Source organism: Calidifontibacillus oryziterrae (genome assembly GCF_000331575.1).
Classification (GTDB): Bacteria; Bacillota; Bacilli; order Bacillales; family Bacillaceae_J; genus Calidifontibacillus_A; species Calidifontibacillus_A oryziterrae.
Genome location: NZ_KB223527.1, coordinates 507,253 through 529,010, shown reverse-complemented (window position 1 = coordinate 529,010; position 21,758 = coordinate 507,253). Strand labels below are relative to the sequence as shown.

22 protein-coding genes are annotated in these 21,758 nt (G+C 36.3%); 19 read left to right on the top strand and 3 right to left on the bottom strand.

The window, feature by feature from the left end; all coding sequences use genetic code 11:
* Positions 1-13 precede the first annotated feature (13 nt).
* The 14 genes from bshB1 (at position 14) to D612_RS0111085 (ending at position 14,768) form a co-directional block, all read left to right on the top strand.
* Complete coding sequence (gene bshB1, locus D612_RS0111150) at positions 14-733, top strand: bacillithiol biosynthesis deacetylase BshB1 (protein ID WP_017755556.1); 720 nt, start codon at positions 14-16, stop codon at positions 731-733.
* Positions 730-1,866: an N-acetyl-alpha-D-glucosaminyl L-malate synthase BshA gene (gene bshA / locus D612_RS0111145; protein ID WP_017755555.1), complete on the top strand. Its 1,137-nt coding sequence runs from the start codon at positions 730-732 to the stop codon at positions 1,864-1,866. The genes bshB1 and bshA overlap by 4 nt, the downstream gene beginning before the upstream one ends.
* Before the next feature lie 5 nt (positions 1,867-1,871).
* Positions 1,872-3,089: a CCA tRNA nucleotidyltransferase gene (locus D612_RS0111140; protein WP_017755554.1), complete on the top strand. Its 1,218-nt coding sequence runs from the start codon at positions 1,872-1,874 to the stop codon at positions 3,087-3,089.
* Entirely contained in the window at positions 3,059-4,039 is a 981-nt protein-coding gene (locus D612_RS0111135; RefSeq protein WP_017755553.1) for a bifunctional biotin--[acetyl-CoA-carboxylase] synthetase/biotin operon repressor, read from the top strand. The genes D612_RS0111140 and D612_RS0111135 overlap by 31 nt, the downstream gene beginning before the upstream one ends.
* 290 nt (positions 4,040-4,329) lie before the next feature.
* Positions 4,330-5,163 carry a 3-methyl-2-oxobutanoate hydroxymethyltransferase gene (panB, locus tag D612_RS0111130; RefSeq protein ID WP_017755552.1) on the top strand — a complete coding sequence of 278 codons (834 nt, stop codon included), beginning with the start codon at positions 4,330-4,332 and terminating at the stop codon, positions 5,161-5,163.
* Positions 5,164-5,167: 4 nt separating this feature from the next.
* Positions 5,168-6,013 (top strand): pantoate--beta-alanine ligase, encoded by an 846-nt coding sequence (gene panC, locus D612_RS0111125; RefSeq protein ID WP_017755551.1) that lies wholly within the window; start codon positions 5,168-5,170, stop codon positions 6,011-6,013.
* A gap of 14 nt (positions 6,014-6,027) precedes the next feature.
* The gene (gene panD, locus D612_RS0111120) at positions 6,028-6,414 is read left to right on the top strand and encodes an aspartate 1-decarboxylase (RefSeq protein WP_017755550.1); all 387 of its coding nucleotides are present in this window, start codon (positions 6,028-6,030) and stop codon (positions 6,412-6,414) included.
* Between the two features lie 68 nt (positions 6,415-6,482).
* Complete coding sequence (gene dinG / locus D612_RS0111115; protein ID WP_017755549.1) at positions 6,483-9,293, top strand: ATP-dependent DNA helicase DinG; 2,811 nt, start codon at positions 6,483-6,485, stop codon at positions 9,291-9,293.
* A gap of 262 nt (positions 9,294-9,555) precedes the next feature.
* Positions 9,556-10,074 carry a cell wall elongation regulator TseB-like domain-containing protein gene (locus D612_RS0111110; RefSeq protein ID WP_017755548.1) on the top strand — a complete coding sequence of 173 codons (519 nt, stop codon included), beginning with the start codon at positions 9,556-9,558 and terminating at the stop codon, positions 10,072-10,074.
* Positions 10,075-10,088: 14 nt separating this feature from the next.
* On the top strand, positions 10,089-11,273 hold the full coding sequence (locus tag D612_RS0111105) for a pyridoxal phosphate-dependent aminotransferase (protein WP_017755547.1): 1,185 nt from the start codon (positions 10,089-10,091) through the stop codon (positions 11,271-11,273).
* A 41-nt stretch (positions 11,274-11,314) separates the two neighbouring features.
* Positions 11,315-12,607 carry an asparagine--tRNA ligase gene (gene asnS, locus D612_RS0111100; protein WP_017755546.1) on the top strand — a complete coding sequence of 431 codons (1,293 nt, stop codon included), beginning with the start codon at positions 11,315-11,317 and terminating at the stop codon, positions 12,605-12,607.
* A gap of 113 nt (positions 12,608-12,720) precedes the next feature.
* Entirely contained in the window at positions 12,721-13,419 is a 699-nt protein-coding gene (locus tag D612_RS0111095; protein ID WP_017755545.1) for a DnaD domain-containing protein, read from the top strand.
* Between the two features lie 311 nt (positions 13,420-13,730).
* Positions 13,731-14,375: an endonuclease III gene (gene nth, locus D612_RS0111090; protein ID WP_017755544.1), complete on the top strand. Its 645-nt coding sequence runs from the start codon at positions 13,731-13,733 to the stop codon at positions 14,373-14,375.
* A gap of 6 nt (positions 14,376-14,381) precedes the next feature.
* Positions 14,382-14,768 (top strand): YpoC family protein, encoded by a 387-nt coding sequence (locus D612_RS0111085; RefSeq protein ID WP_017755543.1) that lies wholly within the window; start codon positions 14,382-14,384, stop codon positions 14,766-14,768.
* A gap of 27 nt (positions 14,769-14,795) precedes the next feature.
* On the opposite strand, the gene D612_RS0111080 is transcribed toward D612_RS0111085, so the two are convergent.
* Both D612_RS0111080 and recU read right to left on the bottom strand, forming a co-directional pair.
* Positions 14,796-17,324 carry a transglycosylase domain-containing protein gene (locus tag D612_RS0111080; RefSeq protein ID WP_017755542.1) on the bottom strand — a complete coding sequence of 843 codons (2,529 nt, stop codon included), beginning with the start codon at positions 17,322-17,324 and terminating at the stop codon, positions 14,796-14,798.
* Between the two features lie 25 nt (positions 17,325-17,349).
* Positions 17,350-17,955, bottom strand: a complete 606-nt coding sequence (recU, locus tag D612_RS0111075; protein WP_017755541.1) for a Holliday junction resolvase RecU — start codon at positions 17,953-17,955, stop codon at positions 17,350-17,352.
* A 116-nt stretch (positions 17,956-18,071) separates the two neighbouring features.
* Here recU and D612_RS0111070 point away from each other — a divergent pair, with 116 nt between their 5' ends.
* Complete coding sequence (locus D612_RS0111070; RefSeq protein WP_233275018.1) at positions 18,072-19,076, top strand: DUF2515 family protein; 1,005 nt, start codon at positions 18,072-18,074, stop codon at positions 19,074-19,076.
* 384 nt (positions 19,077-19,460) lie between these two features.
* Positions 19,461-19,736, top strand: coding sequence for a hypothetical protein (locus tag D612_RS0111060; RefSeq protein WP_017755538.1), 276 nt, complete (start codon positions 19,461-19,463; stop codon positions 19,734-19,736).
* Between the two features lie 27 nt (positions 19,737-19,763).
* Here the strand turns inward: D612_RS0111060 and D612_RS19485 are convergent, their stop codons facing one another.
* Positions 19,764-19,931, bottom strand: coding sequence for a hypothetical protein (locus D612_RS19485; protein WP_017755537.1), 168 nt, complete (start codon positions 19,929-19,931; stop codon positions 19,764-19,766).
* A gap of 284 nt (positions 19,932-20,215) precedes the next feature.
* On the opposite strand from D612_RS19485, the gene D612_RS0111045 reads away from it, so the two are divergent.
* The 3 genes from D612_RS0111045 (at position 20,216) to D612_RS18320 (ending at position 21,749) form a co-directional block, all read left to right on the top strand.
* Positions 20,216-20,887, top strand: coding sequence for a Crp/Fnr family transcriptional regulator (locus D612_RS0111045; RefSeq protein WP_017755535.1), 672 nt, complete (start codon positions 20,216-20,218; stop codon positions 20,885-20,887).
* A gap of 74 nt (positions 20,888-20,961) precedes the next feature.
* Positions 20,962-21,171 carry a YgaP family membrane protein gene (locus tag D612_RS0111040; RefSeq protein ID WP_017755534.1) on the top strand — a complete coding sequence of 70 codons (210 nt, stop codon included), beginning with the start codon at positions 20,962-20,964 and terminating at the stop codon, positions 21,169-21,171.
* Positions 21,172-21,380: 209 nt separating this feature from the next.
* Positions 21,381-21,749 carry a universal stress protein gene (locus tag D612_RS18320; protein ID WP_071591171.1) on the top strand — a complete coding sequence of 123 codons (369 nt, stop codon included), beginning with the start codon at positions 21,381-21,383 and terminating at the stop codon, positions 21,747-21,749.
* Positions 21,750-21,758 lie beyond the last annotated feature (9 nt).

Below are 21,758 nucleotides of genomic sequence, written 5' to 3'. Positions count from 1 at the left end.
GGAGTAGTCAAACATGAACAGTCAAAATGTTGATATACTAGCAATCGGTGCCCATGCAGATGATGTTGAAATTGGGATGGCAGGTACGATTGCTAAGTATGTTAAAGAAGGTTTTAACATCGTAATATGTGATTTAACAAAGGCCGAGCTTTCTTCGAATGGTAATGTAGATAGTAGAAAACAAGAAGCTGAAGAAGCAGCAACCATACTTGGAGTATCATCACGAATAAACCTTGGATTTCCTGATCGTGGTCTTTTTGTTGATGATTCTAAAATAAGAGGAATTGCCAAGGTAATTCGCCAATATAAACCAACGCTTGTGTTTGCACCGTATGAAATCGATCGCCATCCAGATCATGGACAATGCGCATTATTAGTACGTGAGGCGGTTTTTTCTGCAGGTATTAAAAAATATAAGGTTGAAGGTGATTTGTTAGCACATAAAATATCAAACCTTTACTTTTATATGATTAATGGGTTTCATCATCCGGATTTTGTCATTGATATTAGCGGTAATATCGAAGAAAAGATAAAAGCGTTGCAAGCATATAAGAGTCAATTTCAGCGGCAACAGGATAGCGTTGAAACGCCACTAACGAATGGTTATATTGAAACGGTTAAGGCGAGGGAACGATTATTTGGGAAAGAAGTTGGCGTGACCTATGCAGAGGGGTTTAAAACGAGTAAACCACTTTTACTAAGCAATGATTTAATAAAAAGAGGGGAACTATGAAGAAATTAAAAATTGGGATTACTTGCTATCCAACAGTTGGCGGCTCTGGTGTAGTTGCAACAGAGCTCGGTATGCTGTTAGCTGAGAAAGGCCATGAGGTTCATTTTATTGCATCTAGTGTACCCTTTCGGTTAAATAAATGGTACCCGAATTTGTACTTTCATGAGGTCGATGTTAATCAATATTCGGTATTTAAATATCCACCCTATGATTTATCACTAGCAACGAAAATGGCAGAGGTGGCTAAACGTGAAAACCTAAATTTGTTACATGTTCATTATGCTATCCCTCATGCCATAAGCGCATACTTAGCGAAGCAAATGGTTGGCGGGGAAGAATTAAAAATAATAACAACATTACACGGTACAGATATCACAGTGTTAGGCCATGATCCGTCGTTACAGGAGCTTATTCGTTTTGGAATCGAGCAGTCAGATTATGTTACTGCTGTATCTAAAAGTTTAATAGCTGAGACGTATCGTTTAGTAGAAACTGTCAAACATATTGAGCCGGTTTACAATTTTGTCGATGAACGAATTTATTATAAGCATGATACGGATTACTTACGAAAGCAATATGGGATCGAGGACGACGAAAAGGTTATTATCCATATTTCGAATTTCCGTCATGTAAAACGAGTGCCAGATGTTATTGAAGCCTTCGCACTTATTGAGAAAAAGGTAAAGGCGAAGCTTCTTCTAGTTGGAGATGGACCAGAATTTACGATCGTTTGCAGAAAAGTAAAGGAAAAAGGGTTGGAAAACCGTGTATTATTTCTTGGCAAACAGGAAAATATTGAAGAAATTCTTTCATTCAGTGATTTAAAACTTCTTTTATCAGAAAAAGAAAGCTTTGGGCTTGTGTTATTAGAAGCAATGGCTTGTGGTGTTCCTTGTATTGGGACAGACATAGGAGGAATTCCCGAAGTAATTGAAGATGGGGAAACAGGCTTTATTTGTGAATTAGGGAATATTAATGATATAGCTAAAAAAGCTATCATGCTTTTAGAAAATAAAGGATTACATAAAAAATTTAGTGAGGCTGCAATGCAACGGGCTGAAATATTTTTCAACCCAAAGAAAATAGTTGAACAATATGAACAAATATATTTTAAGGCGATAAGTGAGGAATAAAACTAGTGGATCAGCGATTTATAAAAGCAAAACCAATCCTTCGTAAATTAATAGACACAGGGCATGAGGCATATTTCGTCGGTGGTTCTGTTCGGGATAGTCTTTTAAAACGTCCAATCGGCGATGTTGATATTGCAACTTCAGCACGACCTGAACATGTTCAAAGCCTTTTCGACCATACAATTCCAGTAGGAATTGAACATGGGACGGTAATTGTGGTAGTAGAAAATGAAACTTATGAGGTCACAACATTTCGCTTAGAGGGGGAGTATGCAGATTATAGGCATCCATCTTACGTTGAATTTGTTTCATCCCTCAAAAAAGACTTGAGTCGCCGTGATTTTACGATAAATGCAATTGCAATGGATATGAATGGGATGATTATTGATCCATATGAAGGAAAGAAGGATATAAATCGTAAGCTGATTCAAACGGTTGGCAACCCAGATGAACGGTTCCGTGAGGACCCACTTCGGATGATGCGTGCTCTTCGATTTGTGAGCCAATTAGATTTTAAGTTATCTGAAAATACAATGGATTCTATTAAAAATAATGCAACTTTACTTACAAAAATTTCAATAGAACGGATTTTGACTGAATTTGATAAACTCCTTATAGGAAAAGCGAATCATACTGCACTAGAGCAGCTTATTCAACTAGGCTTACATGAATATTTGCCATGCCTTGGAAAAAGGCGCTGTGAACTTCAACAGTTTGCATTGTTGTGCAAAAATAGAGTAGATACGATAGAGGAATACTGGTCATTACTTGTACATACTCTGCGTATTGAAAATATTGATAAATTTTTTAAAAACTGGAAATGCTCAAATGAGCGGATAAAAATATGTAAAATTTATAGTAATGGACTAAAAGAGCTTGAGCAAAGTCAAATACTTACATTGAATTTTGTATATAAATATGGAAAAGCTGTCTGCTATTCGATTATTAAATTATATAGCATTGTTTCTAACCAAGATTATGATAAATTAGTTGATGACGTAAATGAACTATCTAATAAGCTTCCGATAACATCAAGAAAGGAGCTGGCAATTTCTGGGAAAGATCTGTTAAATTGGTATAACCTAGAAGAAGGTGGGCCATGGATTTCAGAAATGATTGAAAAAGTCGAACAAGCTGTTGTTGAAAATAAGGTAAAGAATGAGAAGACAGCAATAAGGGAGTGGGTAACGGCATGCAGTCGACAATCCGAAAACAATTGCTAAAACTATTTTCCGATCACGATGGTGAATTTCTATCAGGGCAAATGTTAAGTGAAGCATTAGGCTGCTCAAGGACAGCGATATGGAAGCACATAGAAGACTTGAGAAAGGATGGCTTTGAGCTTGAGGCCGTCCAAAGAAAAGGATATCGAATTTTGTCAAAGCCTGATCGTCTTAGTGGTAACGAAATCCAGCTTGGCTTGAAGACAAACACTTTTGGCAGGTTTGTTCATTATGAAGAATCGGTACCTTCAACGCGAACAATTGCCCATAAGCTTTCTTATGAGGGAGCTCCTGAAGGCGCAATCGTTGTTGCTGAAGAACAAGTAGCAGGAAGAGGCAGACTGGACCGTTCCTGGTTTTCTCCGAAATATAGTGGCATTTGGTTTCATATTATCTTAAGACCAAATATTCCGCCCCAGCAAGCACCACAGCTTACGCTTCTCGCCGCGGTAAGTGTAGTAAGAGGCATTAAAGCTGCTACTGGCATTCAATGTGAGATTAAATGGCCCAATGACATTTTGCTTAATGGCAAAAAGCTAGTTGGAATATTGACAGAATTACAAGCAGAGACTGATCAAATACATGCCGTTATTATTGGAATCGGGATTAATGTAAATCAACAGCCAGAACATTTTCCCGATGATCTTAAAAAGACGGCAACTTCACTTGCGATTGAGAAGGGAACAAAATTGAACCGCTCCGAAATATTGCAGGCTATTTTAAAAGAGATGGAAAATTTGTATAGTGATTATTTAGAGAACGGATTTCAAGTTGTTAAGCTTTTATGGGAAAGCCACGCTGTTAGTATCGGCAAACAAATAACAGCGCGGACATTCAATGGTACTTTAACAGGGAAAGCATTAGGGATTACGGATGACGGCGTATTATTATTACAGGATCATCACGGCAAAATACATCATATTTATTCCGCTGATATCGAAATTATCTAAAAATTTTTACTTTATTTTAAGGTAACAAGTCTGTTATACTAACAATGTTACGGTGGGTAGTATCGAAAGAACTACACCCCAGTTGTATACAGCAATTGAAGTAGGGCAAATGAAACGTGCATTAATAAAACAACATAGCCTTAAATGAATACTGCCTTGATCCGAAAGACGGACTAGGACAGGAGATGAAACCGAACAAATTCTGATCCTTCTTTCCGTATGGAAAGAAGTTTTTTATTTTAAAGGTATTCGGTTATCATTTCCTCTTAGAAAAAATTAGGAGGAGAAAAATGAAAACAACAACAAACTTTATGAAAATGAAACAAGAAAAGGAACCGATTGTCATGGTGACTGCTTATGATTATCCGTCAGCTCGCCTAGCAGAAGAAGCAAATGTTGATATGATTTTGATTGGAGATTCATTAGGGATGGTAGTTCTCGGTTATGATTCGACGTTACCTGTAACAATTGATGATATGATTCATCATACAAAGGCAGTGTGCCGTGGTGCCAAAAATACATTCATTGTTACTGATATGCCTTTTATGAGTTATCACACTTCTATTGAGGATGCGATGGTAAATGCGAGACGATTAATTCAGGAAGGTGGTGCACATGCCCTAAAGCTAGAGGGTGCCGGCGAGGTTTGTTATACAATATCGAGACTTACCCAAGCTGGTGTTCCAGTTATCGCTCATCTAGGATTAACTCCCCAGTCGGTTGGAGTCCTTGGTGGTTATAAGGTTCAAGGAAAGGATTATGAACAAGCAAAAAAGCTTATTGAGGAGGCAAAGGAAGTAGAACGTGCTGGTGCTTTTGCTTTAGTTTTAGAGTGTGTTCCAAAGCAACTTGCAGATTTGATAACAAAAACAGTTTCTATCCCAACAATCGGGATTGGAGCCGGAAATTTTACGGATGGACAAGTGCTCGTATACCATGATATTATCCAAAATGGATTTGGACATGTCGCGAAATTTGTAAAGCAATATGCAAATGTAAATGAAAGCATTCAAAATGCTTTAAATCAATATGTTAATGAAGTAAAAGCACGGATATTCCCTGACGATCTACATTCTTTTACTATGAAAGAAGACGAACTCGAGTCTTTATATGGAGGAAAATAATAACATGGAAATCATTCGTTCAATCAAACAAATGCAACAGCTAATGAAACAATTTCGATCAGAAGGAAATACGATTGGGTATGTACCTACAATGGGTTTTTTACATGAAGGGCACTTGACTTTAGTAAATGAAGCTAGAAAAAACAATGATAAAGTAGTGATGAGTATATTTGTAAATCCTTTACAATTCGGCCCTAATGAAGATTTCGATCTATACCCACGTGATTTTGCCCGGGATGAACAATTAGCTAATAAAGCAGGGGTTGATGTAATTTTTTATCCGGATGTGAAGGAAATGTACCCTAAAGAACTGTCTGTTACGGTAAAGGTTAAAGATCGCGTCAACGTTCTATGCGGAAAGTCAAGGAAGGGACATTTTGATGGTGTTGCAACAGTGTTAATGAAGCTTTTTAATATTGTTACGCCTGATCGGGCATATTTCGGTATGAAGGATGCTCAACAAGTAGCAGTAGTGGACGGACTCATCCATGATTACAACTTCCCGATTGAGCTTGTTCCCGTTCCTACAGTTCGTGAAGCAGATGGATTAGCCAAAAGCTCACGTAATGTATATTTGAGCAATAAAGAACGAAATGAAGCTCCTGAGCTCTATAAAAGCTTGCAAAAAGCGGTGCAAAAATTAAATGCAAATGAAAGGGATTTAGGGAAAATAAAAAATGGAATTCAAGCGCATATTGAGGAGAAAACAAGCGGGATTGTTGACTATGTGGAGATATATTCCTATCCTCAGTTACTGCCTTTAATGGAACCAAAAGGAAAAATGATCATCGCAATCGCAGTGAAATTTTCAAAAGCAAGATTAATTGATAATATTACGATTGAAATTTAAGGGGGAAATGAAGTTTGTTTAGAACATTTATGAATGCAAAGATTCACCGTGCTCGTGTTACTGAGGCGAATTTGAATTATGTAGGCAGCATAACGATCGATGAGGATATTATGGATGCTGTCGGTATTTATGCTAATGAAAAAGTAGCAATCGTGAATAATAATAATGGAGCAAGACTTGAAACATATGTAATTCCTGGGAGACGTGGAAGTGGTGTTGTTTGTCTAAACGGTGCTGCTGCTCGTCTTGTCCAACCTGACGATATTGTTATCATTATTTCTTATGCAATAATTCCAGAAGAAAAAATTGCTACCCATAAGCCGAAGGTAGCAATTATGGATGAGAGAGATAATTCTATTAGAGAATTAATATATGCAGAACCAGCTTCAACTGTATTATAATAATACTTATAGAGCTTTCGCTTAAAAATTGGCGAAAGCTTTTTTCAAACAAAGGAACTGATCGTAAAATGAACAATCGATTTGTTGTAGTAGATGTAGAAACAACTGGAAATAAAGTAGGGATTGATAAAATTATTCAAGTTGGGGCAATTCTTATTGAAAATGGTGAGATTATCGAACGTTTTTCAAGCTTTGTCAATCCTAATGTGAAGCTGTCTCCTTTTATTAAGCAGTTTACTGGAATTGATGATATGATGCTGGAAAAGGCACCATCTTTTTCTTTAATTGCGCCGATGTTATTTGAAATGGTAACGGGATCTTATTTTGTTGCCCACAATGTCCCTTTTGATCTTACCTTTTTAAAAGTCGAGTTCGAAAATAGCGGTTATGAACTTAATGATATTCGTTCCATTGACACGGTGGAGCTTTCAAGATTTTTATACCCTACATTGAGCGGTTACAAACTAAACCAGTTAGCTTCAGAATTTGCTATTGAGCATGATCAGCCCCATCGTGCAGATAGTGATGCTGAAGTAACGGCCTATTTATTATTAAATTTGTTAACGAAGCTTCGGAACCTGCCATTAGCTACGTTATTGCATTTGAAACCATTATCAGCAAAGCTTCACAGTGACTATAGTTCATTGATTAACGAAGCGATTGAAGCAAAACAAGAATCTGTAGAAATTGAAGAAGTAAATCAATATGATGTGTATCGTGGGTTGGCATTGAAGACTAAAGAAAAGCAAAATTATTTAGCTGAAGATGCAAATAATGATTTCAAATTGGATGACAAAACGTTATTGTTATCAAGGTTGCAAAGGATACGTCCAGAAATTGAAGTTCGCCCTGGGCAAATAGAAATGATGGAAATAATTGAGAAAGCGTTTCAAAAACGTTTTCATGCTTTGCTTGAAGCGGGAACAGGTACAGGGAAAACAATCGCTTATTTGCTACCTTCAATAATGTTTGCACGGAAATTTAACCGTCCGATTGTTATTAGTACTTATACAACTCAGCTGCAGGAACAGATTATCTCTCAGGAAATGAAACTATTGAGGGAGGCCTTGCCTTTTTCGATTCGGGCTGCTGTTTTAAAAGGACGCAATCATTACTTATGTTTACGTAAATTCGAACAATATTTAGCTGATTCGAGCTCAGATAATTACGATACGGTTTTAACAAAATGCCAAATTTTGATTTGGCTAACAGAAACAGTCAATGGTGACGTTGATGAACTAAATTTATCATCTGGTGGTAGGATATTTTGGAATAAAGTAAAAAGCGATACACAATCTTGTACAAATTCTCACTGTCCTTGGTTTTCAAGGTGTTTTTATCAATTAAATCGAAATCATGCACAAATAGCACATGTTATTATTACAAATCATGCACTATTATTAGCGGATATGAAGCATGAATATTCGTTGTTACCAGCATATTCTGAGTTGGTAATTGATGAAGCCCATCACTTAGAGGATGCTGCAAGTGAACATTTAGGTGTTCAACTAGACTATCTTTCAATCCAAACATTATTAAATCAGATCGGTATGATTGAAGGCGCTGGTTTATTACAAAGGCTCTTCGAGCTTACGAAGGAAGGAGATATTCAACAACTAAAAGCAGTAAGAGGTGTCGAAGAACAATTATGTGAATTAAAGAGCAGTATTGATGAGCTCTTCCGCAGCATTCGTACTTTTGCTTTAAGCAAAAATGATACCATAAAAAATGAAATTGGCCGTATCAGTTACCGCTATCAAATATCAAAAGAGTCTGGTGTAGTTTGGAAAGATGTAAAAAATAACGCCTATGCAACAATAGAGGTTTTGAAGGATTTCAAAGAAGCATTTACTATCCTTTTGGGATCGATTGAACATAAGAAAGATAACCTAACATATGTTCAACAGGGTTATTTAAATGACAGTAAATCGACCATCTCTTCCCTAGATGTATTGAAGGATAATCTATGTAAACTCTTGTATGAAGTGCATATGAATCGAGTAACATGGATTGAAACTGAACCAAAAGGTGCACAAAACTCAACGTATTTATTTTCACAGCCTATCGATCCAAGTGATATTTTAGCTGATCAATTGTTCGCAAAGAAGGATAGTGTGATATTAACTTCAGCTACATTGGCTGTAAAGAATTCGTTTGAATATATAAAGGAGCGGATCGGACTTAATGACTTTGAAGTGTTAACAAAAATAATTCCATCGCCATTTTCATATAAGGATCAAGTTCAATTGTTAATCCCGACTGATGTCCCACAAATTAAAGATGTAGATCAAGAGCAATTTATTAAAGAAATTGCTGACAGAATAGTTGAGATTGCAAGGATAACAAAAGGAAGGATGTTACTCCTATTTACTGCTTTTGATATGCTTGAAAAAACTTATTACGCTGTTAAACAATCTTCAGCTCTTGACTCATTTGTGTTAATCGGGCAAGGAATATCTAGCGGAAGTCGTGAAAAACTAACAAAGAATTTTAAGAGGTATGATCAAGCTATTTTGTTTGGTACTAGTAGTTTTTGGGAAGGTATTGATATTCCAGGAGAAGCTTTAAGTTGTATTGTCATCGTACGATTACCCTTCTCCCCCCCAGACCAGCCGATTTTAGCGGCAAAGGCGGAGTTACTGAAGCAGGCTGGTAAAAATGCGTTCATGGAATTATATCTCCCCCAAGCAATATTACGGTTTAAACAGGGATTTGGTCGACTTGTGCGTGCTCGAAATGATCGTGGTGTAGTAATTGTTTTAGATCGGCGTATTGTAACGAAAAGCTACGGGAAAAAGTTTATAAGTGCGTTACCACAAATTAATATTCATGAAGCAAAAACGACGGAACTAGTTAAAAAGCTTAATGAATGGTTGTAATATAAAAAAAAGAGATTGTCGCCATGACAGCCTCATAAAAGTGTGGGAAGGAGTTATTTTAGTTAAAGCTTTTATAACACTATTTGTTATAATGGAAAAGATGAAGTTGAAGTGATTTGTAACATTACTGTTATTATAGACAACGGAAAAAAACATATGTGTTACAAAATTTGCTTATAGGGGAGGATAATATGGCTTGGCATTTGAGAATATCAATTCAAATACAGCAATTTTCACTATTTTCCCGACATAGAGGATTATTATGAAAAAATGGCTATTTTTTATTTCCTTATTGTTGATTTTTGTTATATGGCAAGCATCATATATTTATATGGAAAGTATCGGGGGGCTAAAAAAAGAAGAGCAAGATGCAATTTCTTATGCCAAGAAACACACGAATTTAATACAGGCCACAGATGTCGAATACTATCATGGAAGTTCAGCATATTATATTGTTTACGGTCGGTCAAAATATAATGAGGATTTGATCGTATGGGTGCCAGCTAGTGAAGATGGGGAACTGTTAACAAGACTGGTGAATCAAGGATGGAAAAAAGAAAAAGTAAGAAGCCACGTTATGGAGAGTCAAAATCCTTTGGAAATTATTGACATTAGACTCGGTGCTGAGGTTATGAAGGACAATCGTACTGAAAAAACCGAGATAATTCCGCTTTGGGAAGTTACGTATATTGATCAACAAAACCGTTATACATATTATTTTATAAAATTTATTGACGGATCTTTTGTAAAAAGGTACAGTTTGAAAAAAGACCGTTTTTAGGAGGAAATGGAAGAATGAAATTAGCAAATCGTGTAGCATCGTTAACACCATCAGCAACACTAGAAATTACAGCAAAAGCAAAAGCATTAAAAGCTGAAGGACATGACGTAATTGGACTAGGGGCTGGAGAACCAGACTTTAACACCCCACAGCATATTATCGATGCGGCATCAAAATCTATGAATGAAGGGCATACGAAATATACACCGTCTGGCGGTTTAGTTGAATTAAAGGCAGCTATTATTGAAAAATTTAAGAGGGATCAAGAGCTTACGTATGAGCAAAGTGAGATCATTGTATGCACTGGTGCAAAGCATGCTTTATATACGCTCTTTCAAGTCATTGTTGATCCAGGTGATGAAGTTATTATTCCGACACCATTTTGGGTTAGCTATCCCGAGCAAGTAAAGCTTGCAGAAGGTACTCCTGTATTTGTTGAAGGAAAAGAAGAAAATAGTTTCAAAATTACACCTGAACAGTTAAAAGCAGCGATTACTCCAAAAACAAAAGCAGTTATTATTAATTCTCCTAGTAATCCGACCGGGATGATTTATACTGCTGAGGAGTTGAGAGCGATAGGTGAGGTTTGTCTTGAGCATAAAATATTGATTGTTTCCGATGAAATTTATGAAAAGTTAGTTTATGGGGACAATGAGCATATATCAATTGCCCAATTATCACCACAGCTAAAAGAGCAAACAATTATTATTAATGGCGTTTCTAAATCGCATTCTATGACTGGCTGGCGTATTGGTTATGCAGCTGGAAGTAGTACAATTATTAAGGCAATGACCAATTTAGCAAGTCATAGTACTTCAAACCCGACTTCAACTGCACAATATGGAGCAATTGCAGCCTATAACGGCTCACAACAACCTGTTTCCGAGATGAAAAAAGCGTTTGAAGAGCGATTAAATAAAATTTATGATCAATTAATTGAAATCCCAGGATTTACTTGTATTAAACCACAAGGTGCATTTTACTTATTCCCTAATGCCCAAAAGGCAGCGGAAATGACTGGTTTTAAAGATGTTGATGCATGGGTAAAAGCCTTATTAGAAGAAGAAAAGGTGGCACTAGTTCCAGGATCTGGATTTGGGGCACCAGAAAATGTACGTTTATCCTATGCTACATCGTTACAATTACTTGAAAGTGCAGTAGCAAGAATAAAAAGGTTTATGAATAATAAAATAAAGTAAAATAGTGCAAGGAACTTTGGCCGTAGTAGGAGGAACAACTAGTGAAAACAACAATTTCTCAGGTAAGTAAATATGTAGGGCAAAATGTTACGATCGGAACATGGCTTGCTAATAAGCGTTCTAGTGGCAAAATTGCCTTTTTACAGCTTAGAGATGGTACTGGATTTATTCAAGGAGTCGTCGTTAAAGCCGAGGTAAGTGAGGATATCTTTGCTAAAGCTAAATCGCTTACTCAGGAATCGTCGCTGTGGGTAACAGGAACAGTACGGGAAGATGAACGATCACCTTTTGGCTATGAGCTTTCTATAACAAATATTGAGGTCATTAACGAATCTGTTGATTATCCAATTACACCAAAAGAGCATGGTGTTGAATTTTTGATGGACCATCGACATCTTTGGTTACGTTCGAAACGGCAGCATGCAATCATGAAGGTGAGAAATGAAATTATTCGTGCTACGTATGAGTTTTTTAATAACAACGGCTTTGTTAAAATTGATCCGCCAATTTTGACAGGGACTTCAGCCGAGGGCGGGAGTGAATTATTCCATACAAAGTACTTTGACGAGGACGCCTACCTTTCACAAAGTGGTCAACTATATATGGAAGCAGCTGCAATGGCGTTAGGAAAAGTGTTTTCGTTTGGTCCAACCTTCCGTGCGGAAAAATCAAAAACGAAGCGCCATTTAATTGAGTTTTGGATGATTGAACCAGAGATGGCTTTTGTTGAACATATCGAGAATCTTGAAATTCAAGAGCAATATGTAAGCTATATTGTTCAAGCAGTATTAACAAATTGTAAGCTGGAGCTATCTACACTTGGACGTGATATTTCTAGGCTGGAAATCATAAAACCTCCTTTTCCTCGGATTACGTATGATGAAGCGATTAAGCTATTAAAGAAAAAAGGTTTTGATGATATTGAATGGGGTGAAGACTTTGGTGCCCCACATGAAGCAGCGATTGCCGAAGAATATGAAAAACCAGTTTTTATTACTCATTATCCTGCAAAGATTAAAGCTTTTTATATGAAGCCTGATCCAAACCGTTCAGAAGTCGTTTTATGTGCTGATTTAATTGCACCAGAGGGCTATGGTGAAATTATTGGCGGGTCCCAACGTATCGATGACTTAGACCTTATGAAGCAACGCTATGACGAGCATAATTTAACTGGTGGGTCATATGAATGGTACCTTGATTTACGGAAATATGGATCTGTTCCACATTCTGGCTTTGGATTAGGTCTTGAGCGTACGGTTGCTTGGATAACAGGTGCAGAGCACGTTAGAGAAACAATACCATTCCCGCGGTTGTTAAATCGTCTCTATCCATAATATTACAGACATATGAATCCTCGCTAAAAGCGGGGTTTTTCCATTTATAATGTGATAACAAAAAACAATAAATGTTTTGGACATGCTATAATAGATATTGAGGTGTTTATCACATGGAAAACGAAAAATTAATAGATTGGCTATCAGAGGGTAGTATTGCAATTCCGATGCTCCTTTTAAACTATTATAAAAAATTAGGCTTAGATGAAGAACAATTTATGCTATTATTACATGTCTATTCTTCGCTAGAAAGTGGTAATTCATTCCCGACACCTAAAGAGCTTTCAGAAAAAATGACAACTACTGAAATGCGCTGTATGGAATTACTAAAGTTTTTAATTCAGCGTGGTTTTCTACAAATAGAAGAAAATCACGAAAATGAAATATTTGCTGAAAGTTATTCATTGCGTCCTCTATGGGAAAAACTCGTCTTTTTTTTATTGGAGTCGAATTCAAAGCAAAAGAGGCTTGAGAAGGAACAAGAAGAATTAAACCTATTTACGATATTTGAGCAAGAGTTCGGTCGACCTTTGTCACCAATAGAATGTGAAAATATTACAATGTGGCTAGACCACGATGAACATGATCCGCTTATCATTAAAGCGGCATTACGTGAAGCGGTTTTAAGCGGGAAATTAAATTTTCGTTATATTGATCGGATTTTACTTGAGTGGAAAAAGAAAGGGATTAAAACTATAGAGCAAGCTCGTGAACAAGGTATTAAATTTAGAAATCATCAGCGCTCAAAACAGCAAACACAAGCACAACAGACTACTACTGCTGTTCCATTTTACAATTGGTTAGATTCATAATATAGTATAGAAGCGAGAGATCTTTTGCTCGCTTTTTCATTGTTTAGGAAATTATAAAATTTGATCCTGTGGATCAATACTATAGCGCAGAGAGTAATCATCCAGCGCAAGCGTCCAGCGACTAGTTAACTTCGCTTATCTCTTTTGCGATAAGTCAACATCGACTAAGTCCCTCGTCGTGTTTCCTTTATCTCAGTCGATGCGCTCTTAGTTTATACATCGCTAATCAGGGCGCTTGCGCTATTGTCCTTTTGTATAGAAAAGGTGAGACTTACCAACAGTACCTTTTATCTTGTTAGGGGGTAAGGAAAATGCTAACGAAACGTCAACTAAACCATGTTTTACATACAATGGGGGAAATGTTTCCAAATGCACATTGTGAACTTAACCATGCAAATCCATTTGAACTTGTTATTGCTGTCGCATTATCTGCACAATGTACAGATGCACTTGTAAATAAAGTGACAAAATCGTTATTTGAAAAGTATAAAAAACCGGAGGATTATTTAGCGGTATCTCTTGAAGAGCTACAGCAAGATATCCGTTCGATTGGTTTATTTCGAAATAAAGCAAAAAATATTCGCAATCTATGTCAGTTGTTACTAGAAAACTATAATGGCGAGGTACCTCAGGATCGTGATGAACTAATGAAGCTACCGGGAGTGGGTAGAAAAACGGCCAATGTTGTAGTTTCTGTAGCATTTGGCAAACCTGCAATTGCCGTTGACACCCATGTTGAAAGAGTATCCAAAAGACTTGGTATTTGTAGATGGAAGGATTCAGTTCTTGAAGTTGAAAATACGTTAATGAAAAAGATACCTCAAGCACAATGGGGAGAAACACACCATCTCTTAATATTCTTTGGGCGCTACCATTGCAAGGCGCAAAATCCACAGTGCGAGATTTGCCCATTGTTGGATGTATGCCGTGAAGGGAAAAAAAGAATGAAGAGGTGAAGACTTATGTCCAGTGATGTATCCGGAAATAAGGTTGAAGATTTAATAGCGATTTTCAATTTGTGGTTTGAGGAAAAAGATAGAATTGCCGATTTGTTTAGGAAAAGAGATAAACAGGCAGTAACAATACCAATATTAAAACATGTGGAAAATTTCGTTAAAGCAGTTTATATAATGAATGGATTCTTTGATTTGGCAGCAGAAAGCTGGCAGGATAACATTGACAGTCTTGCAATTAAGCCGATTAATGTAAAGGAAAGGTTGACCTTTATCTTCGATTCACCGTCCCATTATCATTCATACATTCAATTATCATCCCTTTTTGAAGAGTTTCGAAAGCAATTTGAAAAAGAAATGGTATTAATGCAATTTCGAGATGAGAAAACCCGCTAAGCTCATTGTAGCTAGCGGGATTTTTGATTAATTACTATTCTCATCGAGGAAGCTTGGATCGAATTCCTCTTGGTCAGAGTCACCTTCATCAGGTTTAGTATTACTAATATTATCATTTGGTGGCGCTGGATCACTAGGGTTTCTTGGTTTTTCGGGTTCATTTGGATCAAATGGATCTAATGGATCATTAATATCAGGAATAAAATCATCGAATGTTAGTGTTTCAACATCAAGTAAAATAGGTTCGCTTATTAATTCCGGATTCGCATCATCAATTGCATATATTTCAAACCCGTAAATTGAATTGACATAAGGGTCTGGAATTACAAGGGTTAGTTCTTTTCCAGTCCAATATGGTGTGAATTCACCATTATTTATTGCTTGGTTAACGACGAAGGATACATTTTCAAGCAACTTTTCGTCGTAGCTCCAAGATAGCTGAATCAAATTTGCCTCACTAAAATATTGAATATCGGCATTTTCAACCGGTGGTAACGTATCATATTCATCAGAAACCTCAGTCGGTTCAGTCCCCTTTACAAAGTACTCATAAACAATCATATCCTCAGGTGTAAGAGTACTAGGTAACATTGGTGGGTTACTTCCTTTCACAACTGGAGATTTAATTACGCTTGTTGGCATTACAAAATCCCTCTGTTTTTTACCTTTAGATATTTCAGTCATGATCACTTTGAAAAGCTGCTTCGATATTCCTTGGTTCTTACTAGAAATATAATTTTCTTTGCTATGCTCATTGTAGCCCGTCCACACTGATATCGTATAATCTGGTGAATAACCAGTAAACCAACTATCTGGTACTGCGCTCTTTGGAATGTTGTATTTTTGTCGTGTTTCGTTTTCATAGTTAGTTGTTCCGGTTTTACCAGCAATGTGGACTCCGGATACATTTGCTGACCTACCTGTCCCTGAATGCATAACAGACTTTAACATATCAGTGACCATAAAGGCAGTATATTCCTTCATAACGACCTTCGATTCTGGCTTCATGTTTATTTCTCGACCATCAGGAAAGACGATTTTTAAAATTGTATGTGGTTTTGTATAAACACCATTATTACCAAACGCGCTATATGCACCAGCTTGATCGAGTGGCGAAGTCCCATTAAAGCCACCAATACTATATGCTTCATTAATTCTGTCCTCAACTTGAATGCCTAGACTAGCTGCAAATGCACGAGATTTAGCCGGTCCTACTTCTTGAAACGTTTTCAAGGCAGGAATATTCCTTGAATCAGCAAGTGCGTCTCGAATCGACATTTGTCCTTTATAACCACCATCCCAATTGTTAACAGCTGGGCCATTTGTATAAGAATGAGGCTCGTCAACAATTTGATGGTACGTTGACCATTTTAAATATTCGATTGCCGGACCGTAATCAAAGATTGGCTTTGCTGTCGATCCAGGCTGACGTTTAATATCTGTAGCGAAATACGATGTACTCTGGTTACGACCTCCACCTATTGCTAACACTTCACCTGTCTTCGTATCAAGAACTACAATTCCAGCTTGAAACCGTTCATCTGGGTAGGTGATGTAGTCATCCGTATTCAAAACTTTTTCTACAAATGATTGTGTTTTAGCGTCTAATGTCGTGTAAATACTCACACCACTAGATTGAATATCAATATCTTCGATTTGTTCAATCTCCTCTAATACTTGGTCAATGAAGGCATCGTGTGGGTTAGAGCTTTCTTTTTTTTCAACGATATAACTAGTAACAGGAATTGCTTTAGCTTCATCAGCCTGTTCCGAAGTGATTTTACCGTGCATTTCCATATACGATAGAACTAAATTTCGTCTTTTCTCGGCTTCTTCAGGGTATTTGTATGGGTCATAGCCATTTGGTCGTTGCGGGAGACCAGCTAATAGTGCTGCTTCGTGGAGCTCTAAATCCTTTAGCTCTTTACCAAAATATATTTCAGCAGCTTTGGCTGCTCCATACGCTCGATTTCCATAGTTAATCCTGTTTAAATACATCGTTAAAATTTGTTGTTTTGAATATTTGCTATCTAATTGTATAGCCAAATATTGCTCTTGTATTTTTCGTTTCCAAGTTTTTTCCGGTGATAGGAACGCATTTTTTACAACTTGCTGGGTAATCGTACTTGCACCTTGAGAACCGAAGCCGTCTGTAATATTCGCAATAACAGCGCCGGCGATCCGCTTAAAGTCAATCCCGATATGTTCGTAAAAACGAACATCTTCAGTTGCTAGCACAGCATCTTCAAGAATCTTCGGGATTTCTTGATAAGTAATCGTCGTCCGTTTTTCATCTCCGAGCTCTGCAATTAAATTTTTATCTCGGTCGTAGACTTTAGTAGACTGAGGAACTTCTAGCGAAGCTGCATCAATTTTTGGAGCATCCTTTATGAAAGCCATTGCGCCAAGAGTAATAGCAATAACACCTACTAAACTTAAAATGATTAAAATCGTAAATAGGCGCTGTAGGAATTTGCGGGCACCCATCTTTTTATTAGACTTATTATTTGATTTAATATTACGTTTTTCCTGTCTTGTTCTATATTTTTCAGACATAGTAATGACCTGCCTTTCATACAGTCTACGAATCAAAATATACTTGATCGATTATTTGTAAATAGTCAATCCTAGGATTCAAACTTATTGGAATTAAGTTGCCTAGCTGCTCAATATCTGCTTTTGGAATAGACTTACGGCCGCCTTTTTCCTGTTCGTCCCAGTAGGTAAATAAACTGTTAGCTTTTAAAAAAAATATTTCATCTGTTGTTGAGAATCGCAGCAATACAAAGCATATACCGTTTTGTTTAAGGACTGCTTTCATATGGGTTATTTGGTGTTCGTGAAAATTTTTCAAGGGGAACGATGTTTTGTTTTTTGTTTCCTTTGCCTCAAAATCAATGTATCTACCACGATAAACTCCATTATAGTCTGTAGTCGATTGCAGTTTAAAGTAAGCTTCTTTTATAACAGCTGCACTTCTTTTAGGATAATCCACGGATACGATTTGAATGGGTGTAGGTTTCTTGTGAATAACCGCTTTTCCACATGCCAAGTAGTATTCATTTGTTTCATTAATATCGTCCTCTAATGTCATACCGCGGTTGCTATAGGATAGGCCACGTTTTTGATTATTTTTTGTTTTATTAACAGGTACGAAGGCCTGTCCGTTTGGATATCGAATGGTCATTAAATTTCCCCACCTTAAATGTCCCTCTAAAATACTAAATATAGCATAAGATCACTATTTTTAATAGTAAAAACAAAGTGCTTAATATTGTCGGAATTGGAAACGATAAAAGAGAGGTGATAGACTTGGATAGTCAACTAGGAAGTTATGAAAATAAAATAGTTGCTTATATTCGTGATACAACAATTAAAGGAAATATTGACAATATTACCCGAACAAAATTGTATCAACAATTTTTTTTTAGAAATCCTGAGATTGAATGGGCCTTTTTAGCAAGTATGGTTTCAAGGAATGCTGGCTGGAATATGACGGATTTACGAGGTGTTTGGTTTCCTAAAATGATTAATCAAAGCTTACGAGATCAAATATTCTTTACATATGAACGTGCGAATTGGCTAATTTTTTTAGACGCTTTTCCACAATTATTGCTTTATGAAATATGCAAACGAGAAAGGACTAATCATTTTTACCTACTTCAATATTTTCGTGTTTCGTTATTTATGCAAAATGAATGGCAACGATTTTGGGAACAAAAAGATAGGAAAAGGTTACTAACAGCATTAATTGTTAATGAACAAAATGTCATTCAAAAACCAGTTATTGAGCATTGGTATTATAAGAGAAAGGTATTTCATTCACTACCTTTCCTTTTTCAAGATTGGATGCATTATAGTTGTGTATTATTTCCAACGGTTGACGGGGAATTGTATGGGTTTTCTGTTCATGATTTTTCAGATTTAAATGAAAGAATTGAGTTAGGAAAGAAATTGGCGTGGTTATTATTTCATCATCATTATTTTTCGCAGTTTAAAAAGTTTGCGCAATGGACCGAGCATACTGGCTCTAGATATGATTATGAGCAATACTATTTAACAAAAAAACAAAAAGGCACTCCACTCTTACGAGAAGTCTATCCAATTGTCGAGCATGAACGCCATGTTTTTCATGACTGGTATAGAAAGAATAAATCGGTGGAACGTTGGTTTAGCACGATAAAACCACCAAAAAAATATCATATAACGAAATGGTTTCAAAAAAAACAAAAACATCTTCATGCTTGTATTTATTTAAAAAGTGAGATCTTTGATCGTTTATTGACTAGCCGAACCCCCCCGGTATAAGTATGAGCGAGAAGTCTCGGCAGTCAGTCACGAATAAGATATTGTGGTGGGATTAATCATGTCATTTATTCAGCTGGGCGATTAGGGCCCTCTAGCTTTTTATCACCATAGCCTGTTTTTGTTTCTTCAGTAGCAGCTAAACCTTCATTCTTTTTTTTGTTTTTTTTATTTTTTGCCATAACAGTCCACCTCCTTGGTGTTTAGTGTTGGCTAAAATTGGATTTTAATTCAAATAGGCAAATATAAAAAAAGCTGTCGAAACTTTATTTTTTTCGATTATATCCACTTCTTTTGCCGAATAGAAACTAGTTTTGTCAAGCTAGAAGGGACATCAAAATCTACCGCGAATTAAAGTAGTAAAATAATTCGAGGGGGATAGATAGTATGAGTCGTTTTGAGGATCGGTTTGATGAACTTTTGATAAAAATAAATAGTATTGAGAAGCAGTTAACTACGAAAGCGGACGAAGTTGTTATGGTTCAAGTTTTACAGCATCGAAATGAACTTGATGAAATCGAATTACGGTTAACTCATATTGAACAGCGAATGAAACTTCTATCAAAAATAGATGAATCTGATTTAGAAGTTGTCGATAGCAAAAGCTATAAAGTAAAAAAACAACCCTTTTTAAGAAGAGTAGCTAGCATTTTTATGTTCTAGGCGGTGTCGATGGCACCGCCGTAATTGTTAATACTCAATTTCATCATAATCTTTTGGTTGTGGAACAGGCTTCATTTCATCAAAGTGGATTGTAGGTTCAGTTAATTCCTCTGAAAACTCCAATTCATTTGTAATGATAGCTTTGTTATTTACCCTATTTTTTTGATTTGCTCTTTGAAATCGTGGCTTTGGCATAGATTGAACACCTCTTATTCAATAATTTCCTTATTTCCGCTCAACCTCACGAGCTTGAAGCTCTTTATCGGCATGTTTTGGTGGTTGGCTAACATGTCCTTTTTTCTTATGGTTAAAAGCTTTTCCTCTACCCATGATATTCACTCCTTACTATTTGATTTCATTCTTAATATTTGATGTTTTATCCTTTTCATACAAAAATACTCAGTAAAAGCGTGTAAAATAATGGTAAGATATTAATGGTGAGGGGAATATAGCATTTTTGCTTAAAGGAAGTGGCCTGTTTGGAGAAAATATATACTACATCAATATTCAAATTATTTCCTTTTTTTAAAGACATACGTTTCGAAAATGACGTCGAATCATTGTTCGTCACTAAAGTATATCCAAAAGGAACAAAGGTTTTTGATGAAGGGGATCATTGTGGTGGAGTTGCATTTTTGCTAAGCGGGAGGATTCGTGTTTCGAAAATAGGCAAAAATGGTCGTGAAGTAATATTATATCGAATCAAACGTGGAGATACTTGCATTTTAACGATATCTAGTGTTCTTTCTGGTATAACCTACCCTGCAACAGCGACTGTCGAGGAAGAAGTAGAGGTTGTGATTTTGACAGTAAAACAGTTTAAAGCTCTTCTGGCTAGGAATAGTGAACTGCAGCAGTTTGTATATAGACTATTGTCAGAGCGATTTTTAGAAGTAGTAACACTAATGGATGAAATTATTTTTCGAAAGACAGACGACAGATTAATAGAATTCCTTTTATCACATACACAAGAAAATGGAGATATTATTGAAAAGACTCATGATGAAATAGCGACGGAGCTAGGTACCGCTAGGGAAGTTGTAAGCCGAATAATGAAAAGCCTTGAGCGAAACGGATTTATACAAATATCACGAGGAAGAGTTCGAATCACTAATCGGTTATTACTTGCTGAAAAATTGTCAGAATTTTGACAATGTGACTTAGTCACTGATTAATAAACTTTGATTCTTTATATTGTAGATAAATATGTAAAGGAGATGATATTTTGAAAGCGAATATTGGTTCAGCTGATAGAGTGATTCGCATCATTCTTGGTTTAGTTTTATTATCATTGCTTTTCATTTTAGATGGTGGAATTAAATATATAGGCTTGCTAGGTATAGTCTTATTATTAACAGCAATAATTAAATTTTGTCCGCTATATCCAATTTTTAAAATTAATACGAATTCAAAAAATAACTCAGCTAAAATGTAATACGTTTTGTAATGAAAGAAGCACTTGTAATAGTGCTTTTTTTATTCTCTAGGAAATTATAAAATTTGATCCTGTGGTGTAATTATTTAATGAATGTTTTGAAAATTTATTTTTAAATCTATTCTTTTTAGTAAACGTTTGTTATTCTTGAGGAAAGTAGGTAAACAAGTAAGAAAAATAATAGTTGAAAGAGGGTAGTGCTTGTGAGTATGAAAATAGTTGTCCCTGTAGACGGCTCTATAATTGCAACAAATGCTTTGAAATTTGCAATAACGATGGCTAAGGCTTATGGTGACCAAATTCGCCTAATTAATATTCAGCCTAGTCATCAAATACTCGGAGAAAGTACAATAAGAGAAGCATCGGCTCTATTAGAAGAGGAACGAGTTCTCTATTCTTCAAAAATTCGTGTTGGCACACCTGCTTTGGAAATTATTACAGAGGCAAAGGAAAAAGATGTTCGTTGTATTGTAATGGGTTCTAGGGGGAATGGAAATGGTTCAAGTGGCAAGTTGGGTAGCGTAAGTCAGGCGACATTAGCTATGGCACCTTGTCCAATTATGTTCATTCCATCATAATCAAACCAT